General features: G+C 49.8%; 6 protein-coding genes. 2 read left to right on the forward strand and 4 right to left on the reverse strand.

What is annotated here, in order from left to right; all coding sequences use genetic code 11:
• Positions 1-49: 49 nt before the first annotated feature.
• Both tgt and NG792_RS21290 read right to left on the reverse strand, forming a co-directional pair.
• Positions 50-1,162, reverse strand: a complete 1,113-nt coding sequence (gene tgt / locus NG792_RS21285; RefSeq protein WP_261201340.1) for a tRNA guanosine(34) transglycosylase Tgt — start codon at positions 1,160-1,162, stop codon at positions 50-52.
• Between the two features lie 146 nt (positions 1,163-1,308).
• A complete protein-coding gene (locus NG792_RS21290; protein ID WP_261201341.1) occupies positions 1,309-1,764 on the reverse strand; it encodes a hypothetical protein in 456 nt (151 codons plus the stop codon).
• A gap of 207 nt (positions 1,765-1,971) precedes the next feature.
• Here NG792_RS21290 and cobS point away from each other — a divergent pair, with 207 nt between their 5' ends.
• A complete protein-coding gene (cobS, locus tag NG792_RS21295) occupies positions 1,972-2,784 on the forward strand; it encodes an adenosylcobinamide-GDP ribazoletransferase (RefSeq protein ID WP_261201342.1) in 813 nt (270 codons plus the stop codon).
• A 110-nt stretch (positions 2,785-2,894) separates the two neighbouring features.
• Here the strand turns inward: cobS and NG792_RS21300 are convergent, their stop codons facing one another.
• Positions 2,895-4,268, reverse strand: a complete 1,374-nt coding sequence (locus NG792_RS21300) for a hypothetical protein (RefSeq protein ID WP_261236718.1) — start codon at positions 4,266-4,268, stop codon at positions 2,895-2,897.
• 390 nt (positions 4,269-4,658) lie between these two features.
• On the opposite strand from NG792_RS21300, the gene NG792_RS21305 reads away from it, so the two are divergent.
• Positions 4,659-5,123 (forward strand): CAAD domain-containing protein, encoded by a 465-nt coding sequence (locus tag NG792_RS21305; RefSeq protein ID WP_261201344.1) that lies wholly within the window; start codon positions 4,659-4,661, stop codon positions 5,121-5,123.
• A gap of 190 nt (positions 5,124-5,313) precedes the next feature.
• Here the strand turns inward: NG792_RS21305 and NG792_RS21310 are convergent, their stop codons facing one another.
• Positions 5,314-5,733 carry a hypothetical protein gene (locus tag NG792_RS21310; protein ID WP_261201345.1) on the reverse strand — a complete coding sequence of 140 codons (420 nt, stop codon included), beginning with the start codon at positions 5,731-5,733 and terminating at the stop codon, positions 5,314-5,316.
• Positions 5,734-6,140: the final 407 nt, after the last annotated feature.

Consider the following 6,140-nt stretch of genomic DNA (forward strand, 5'->3'; position numbering starts at 1 on the left):
GATGCGGGGGAGCTCAAACTATACTCAACCCCTCCTCGAACCCCAGGCCCTAGGGCGTCGGTTCCAACCAGTGAGCAAAGTCTGTGGTAAAGCGATCGCTCAAAATGGACTCCCGAATTCGCTTGGTAAACCGAATCAGTTCTGTGAGATTGTGAATCGAGAGTAAGGTATAGACCAGGATTTCCCCGGATTTCCACAAATGATTTAAGTACGCCCGAGAAAAATTTTGACAGGTGTAACAAGAACAAGTCTCATCTAGGGGGGTAAAATCTTCCCGAAATTGAGCATTTTTAATATTCCAACGTTCCCCTTGGACCATAACGGCCCCATGTCGCGCCCAACGGGTGGGGATAACGCAGTCAAATAAATCGACCCCGGAGGCGATCGCCTGGGCCATTTCTCGATAAGTCCCCACTCCCATCAAATAGCGGGGTTTCTCTACCGGCAGTTTGGGTGCAGTGGCCCTAACAATTTCTGAGATGGTTTCCCCCGGTTCTCCCACACTCACCCCGCCAATGGCATATCCTGGTAAGTCTAACTGGGTCAGGGCCTCCACCGCTTGTAAGCGTAAATCGAGGTACACTCCCCCTTGAACAATCCCAAATAAGGCTTGATCCGAACGAGTATGAGCTTCCATACAGCGTTCTAACCAGCGGTAAGTGCGGGCGGTTGCCAACTCCACAGCTTCTCGCGATGCCGGGTAGGGGGGACATTCATCAAAGGCCATAATCACATCAGCCCCCAGTTTGTTCTGAATTTGAATCGAACGTTCCGGGGTGATTTCTATCTTGCGGCCATCCCGGGGCGATCGAAAGGTCACCCCGTTTTCAGTAATGGTCCGCAGTTGACTTAAACTAAAAACTTGGAATCCACCGGAATCGGTCAGAATCGGCCCATCCCACACCATAAATCGGTGTAAACCTCCCGCTGCAGCTACAATGTCCTCTCCCGGTTGTAGGTGCAGGTGGTAGGTATTAGCCAAAATCATCTGAGCGCCCGTTGCCTCTAACTGGGCCGGTGTAACGGTCTTCACGGTAGCTAAGGTTCCCACGGGCATAAAGATGGGTGTTTCTACCGGGCCGTGAGGCGTCATCCAGACCCCCGCCCTGGCGTGAGTGTGGCTGCATTTACCCTGACACTGAAACGTAAAGTCGCGACCCAAAATTAATGATTACTGTGTAAATTTCCACCCATTATACCCGCATATTGGCAATATGTTATTTTCGGTCATGGCAAATAGAAACTGCATTTAAGAAGGAGCAGAATTGCTGGAAAAATTAAGTTGAAACTGGGATAAGCGATCGCCACTCAAAAGGGCAGCATTCCCTCATCATCAATTTCAGCATCTAATTTCGCGATGAGGACCTCTCGCAACACTGCCTCTAACGCCGCCGCGCTATCGAGGGTTCTAGCGGATTGCTCCTTAAGTGGGTTAGAGACGGGAAGTAACCGTAACTGGCGCTCCTCTTGAACCAGATCGAAGTAAGATTCAGATTCAGAGGATTGTTTCAGTTCTAAACAATCAAAACTCTGCACATTAATATAAAGACGATGATTGGCGATCAGAGTTGAACGGTGAGGATCAGCAAAAACTTCCATTACATAACCTTCCCCTTGGGTTTGGAGATGACCCTCTTGGAAATGTGCATAACGGACTCGGCCTAAATCAGCCAGGAGTCTATACATATCTTGCTTATTGACCACAATACCTGTATCGACAATGCAGGGAGCAGGCAGGCTAGTAGGAGATTGATCTGGCATCATAGAGAAACCGCCCTTAATTTACAATCGAAACCCTCTGGTGGAATTGAGACCCTCCGATGGGTTCCCTATAGAGGGAATATCAAGAAAGCTTTGCGCGTCATGCCGGACGGAGTTCGGCAAAAAATAACTGATATCAATTCAATTCTGGCACAGGTTATAAAGTGGACGTATCAGTAGAATGGCGGAAAAAAAATACAAATTTTGACTATGAGGGATAATCGCCGGGTGAGATGGGTCGTTGAGTTTGTGCAGACAAAAGTAGCCCGACTGGGAACTCTTGGTTCGGGATTGGCAGCAGCGATCGCCTTCTATACCTGTTTGCCAGTTCCGCTGAGTTGGACTTTAGAGTTTCGCGGCATTGCGCGGTATGCACCTTTTGTCGGCGTGGCGATCGGGGCGATGCTGGGCCTGTTGGATGTCCTGTTGCAGGTGTTAGCGATGCCCGGACTCACGCGCAGCACTCTGGTGATTGTGGCCTGGATTGGGATTACTGGCGGATTACATCTGGATGGGGCGATCGATACCGGGGATGGGTTGGCGGTGCAAGAACCCCATCGCCGGTTGGAAGTGATGGCCGATAGTGTCACTGGCGCATTTGGCGTCATGGCAGCAGTTGCCCTGATTGCCCTAAAAGTGGCAGCCTTGAGTGATTTAAGTGCAAATCGTGCTGTGGTTTTAATGGCTGCTGCCGGTTGGGGACGGTGGGGACAATTAGTGGCGATCGCCCGTTATCCCTATTTAAAAGTTTCAGGCAAAGGAGCCATTCACCAGGATTCTCTGGGGTCTCCCTGGGATTTACTCCCCGGTTTTTTGTTTTTAGTCGCCTTAAGTGGTGTGCAACTCTTCCTTGATGGCAATTCCTGGATTTTAGCTGCCGGAATGGTCACCGGCGGCAGCGCAGTCGCCATCCTCACCGGGGCCTGGTTTAATCACAAACTCGGGGGTCATACCGGCGATACTTACGGTGCCGTGGTGGAATGGACCGAAGCCCTCTTACTCTGTCTATTAGCCGGATTATAAACCGGCGATTAGACACCGGGTTTCTTGACAACATCTCTGGCTAGAAAGCAACAAATCTGAGCCATGAAACCCGGTTTCTTGTCCTATTAACCTAATCCTGTCCAGAGGCCCTAGTTGCGCTCAATATGGATTTCAATACCTTCCACCCGCATACCCGATCCACGCCGTCCGCAGAATTCACCATTAGAAAACTCCTGGGTATCTCCCACGCGCTCAATATGCGCCTTGTAATAAACCGAATAATTCTGTGCTTCAGGACCCGTTAATTCGATCGCCAAACCCTCAAGTCGCAAACCTGAACCGCGAGCACCAACCCACTCACCCTCAGTCACCCAAGGCGTATCTCCGCTACCTTGGATATGGGCCAGATAGCGAATACCCAATCCAGGAATCGGGGGTTTGATTTCCAAAGCAAATGCTTCGAGGCGAAGTGATTTCCCCCTTGTTCCGGCAAATTCATGTTCATGAAACTGGTGATCGCCGACTCGTTCGATATGAACTAAAACGTTTAATCCCACTTCGATTCCTACACCGGAAAGCCCTGACATCTTGGGCAAAGTTGGGGCAAAATTCGGGGAGGGGGGAGCAATCTGATTCCGGGAGGGAGATTCATCCGAACTGGGGAGGATAATCACATCGGGCAAATTAGACGGAGGCGAAACGGGTTTTTGCGAGAGTAAACGTTCCACTTCCGCTTCGGTATCAGTGGGTTCCACGGATTCATTCGACCCAGCAATTACGACCATTTCCGGCGATCGCCGGGGCAGTGGTGCCGCAGTTGGGGCCGTTACCGTCGGCACTGGGGCCGTTACCGTCGGCGCAGGGGCCGTTACCGTCGGCGCAGGGGCTGTTACGGTCCCTGAAAATTGCAGTTTTCCGCGACTCGCTGCCAGGGTTAAGGGTTTGCCAAAGGCGCGCCCGCAAAACTCCAGCCTTCTTTCCCACTCATCATCAGCGATATTAGCATCCGGTTCAATCAAGCTGAGGAAGGCACAACAGGGATGTTGACCCGAAAGTAACGCCGGGACATCGGGGGGAAAATTACTCGGGGAGGAGTTAAGGATAATGTGGCGCAATTCCCGCGCTTTGACTTTTGCCTCCTCTAACGGCGCAAAATGCGGTTGATCGCGATGGGTGAGGGATAAAAAGCGATCGATGTAGTAGAGGGCTTTTTGGGACTCGTTGACTTCTCCTCCCGACCGGGCGATCGTGTGTAAAACTCCTTGGATATCATGCAAGGAAGAAATCTGCGTTGGTGCCACCACCCCAGGCACCGAGTAAGTTTTTGCCAGCTCGATCGCCCTGGATTTGAGTCCGGCAAACTCCTGCCGATAAGCTATCAGTTGCTCGCTGAGTCGTTCGTCTACGGGTACTCCTGCTTCTTTCAGTTCCACCGCCGCTTGCGAAAGGCGACTGCTCAAGCCCGGTAAGCGTTGTTTAAGATGGTTGAGTTGTTGTTGCAACTGTTGATGATCTGCATTCATGGTCAATAGCGTCTAATCGGTTCCCATCTTATTTTGCCTGATCCTTAGCCTTTCACCCGTTTAATCCCCAGGGTAGATCCCCAATTGCTCCAGGGATGGATAAGTCCGGTTTATTAGTTCAGGGATAAATCTCTACAAATCACGAAGAGGAACTCTAATCTGCTGAAATTCCCTGGATTCCTCTATAAAATCAAGGCCATATTGCCACAAAAGAGATCTCTTGGTCTTAAAGGGTACAATTCCCACCCCATAAGCCTGTGGGAATGATTGAGGTCTCATCGAGATTGCTCTGAACCCGGAATTTCAGCGATCGCAATACCTCTGAAGGTTGGCAAACTGCTCCGGTCACAAGCTACGATCCAGATATTGTTCGTCAAGGAAAACTATTTTATGAATCCTCAAACTGAAACAAAAGCAATCTCCCGCCAAAAATCTGCCGAGTTAGCGGATGAAGCCGAGCAACTTAGAATCGAGATCAACGCCGCAGAAGCAGGGGCTTTGGCTCCTTTGTCTCCGGTTACTCAAGAACCGAGTCAATTCCAGGAAATCGTGGATACCGTCACGGGCATCTTAGGGGATCTGCCGCTCTATGTCACCAGTTTTGTCAGCGAGTACCAACGACCCATTGTGACTGTGGGACTGTTTTTGTCTGCACTGGTGACCGTCAGAGTGATCCTGGCGATGGTGGATGCAGTGAATGATATTCCCCTGCTTGCGCCGTTCTTTGAATTTGTCGGCATCGGCTACTCGGCTTGGTTTGTCTATCGCTATTTACTCCGCGCCTCTAATCGTCGCGAGTTAGTCCAGGATATTTCTACCCTCAAAGATCAAGTGGTCGGTCACCACTCTTCCTAGTTGTTTTCCAGGTCTTGCCATTGGATGCAAGTCTGGAAAATTCTGGGGTTGGCGATTCCCTACGGGATAGCTCCGCTTACCACCACGGTGCGTTAATTTCCTCGAATTGGGGCGGTCAATTTGTCCGCCCTATGGCCTGAGTACCTCCGACTATCGGTTTAATTGGGTTATTTTTGAACGCCTGGAATTATCAGGAAGGCGGACAGGTCAGACGATGGAGGCACAAGACCAAATCTTCCACGGTTGCCATCGTCTGGAGGTCAAAGCGATCGCCAATCTCTATACCAAACTCATCAAAAAAATCATCACAGAGATAAAGATTCCAGTCAAACCAGGAGACTAGCGTTAACTGTAAATCTTGCTCTAAGCGATCCCCGGGTAACACTCTCCCAATTTGTAAACCTGAATATTTTTCCAACTGAATATAAACAAAACTCACTACAGAAAAAGAAATTTCCCGCGATCGCCAAAAACAGTTAAACCACTCATCCAGCGACAAGTTAGCCCGGTCACATAATGTCTGATTTACCTGCTTCCTGATGTACAAATCGGGACTGAGATCAGAATAAGTCCGCACAGTCCAGAAAATATGTTTGATCTGGCGCAGCATAATTCCGTGCGCTCCATTACCTTACCTTTTCCCCAGTATTCCCATCTTTTCCAAGGGTTTCTCATGCAGGGGTTCAATTTGTATTTTTTTCTAAAATTAAGTTCTCATTGACCAACCCCATCCAGACTCCAGGACGAGTGATGAGACAATTCTCTCACCAACCCCCTATAGAATTCCAGGTTTTTCGTCACCAAAACCCCACCCTTGTAAGTTCCCCTCTCCTCTAGCTACCTGTAAAAGGGTTGCGCTGGGGTCTCCTCGATTTTTGGGCAGGGCATTGAGATTAAAAAGAGCAGAAATTGGGTTTCTGCTCCTAATTTTTTGCAGATGGGTAGAGATTTTGTCAAGAAACCCCGGTGTCTCCCGACAGTACCTACAATCTAGGGTTTACGGGTTGGGGTAGAGTC

The organism is Laspinema olomoucense D3b, assembly GCF_025370785.1.
Classification (GTDB): Bacteria; Cyanobacteriota; Cyanobacteriia; order Cyanobacteriales; family Laspinemataceae; genus Laspinema; species Laspinema olomoucense.

What these genes read in the sequence shown, in the direction of transcription:
- NG792_RS21290 (WP_261201341.1), bottom strand. Translation starts at nt 1,764, where the DNA reads ATGATGCCAGATCAATCTCCTACTAGCCTGCCTGCTCCCTGCATTGTC.
- cobS (WP_261201342.1), top strand. Translation starts at nt 1,972, where the DNA reads ATGAGGGATAATCGCCGGGTGAGATGGGTCGTTGAGTTTGTGCAGACA.
- NG792_RS21300 (WP_261236718.1), bottom strand. Translation starts at nt 4,268, where the DNA reads ATGAATGCAGATCATCAACAGTTGCAACAACAACTCAACCATCTTAAA.
- NG792_RS21305 (WP_261201344.1), top strand. Translation starts at nt 4,659, where the DNA reads ATGAATCCTCAAACTGAAACAAAAGCAATCTCCCGCCAAAAATCTGCC.
- NG792_RS21310 (WP_261201345.1), bottom strand. Translation starts at nt 5,733, where the DNA reads ATGCTGCGCCAGATCAAACATATTTTCTGGACTGTGCGGACTTATTCT.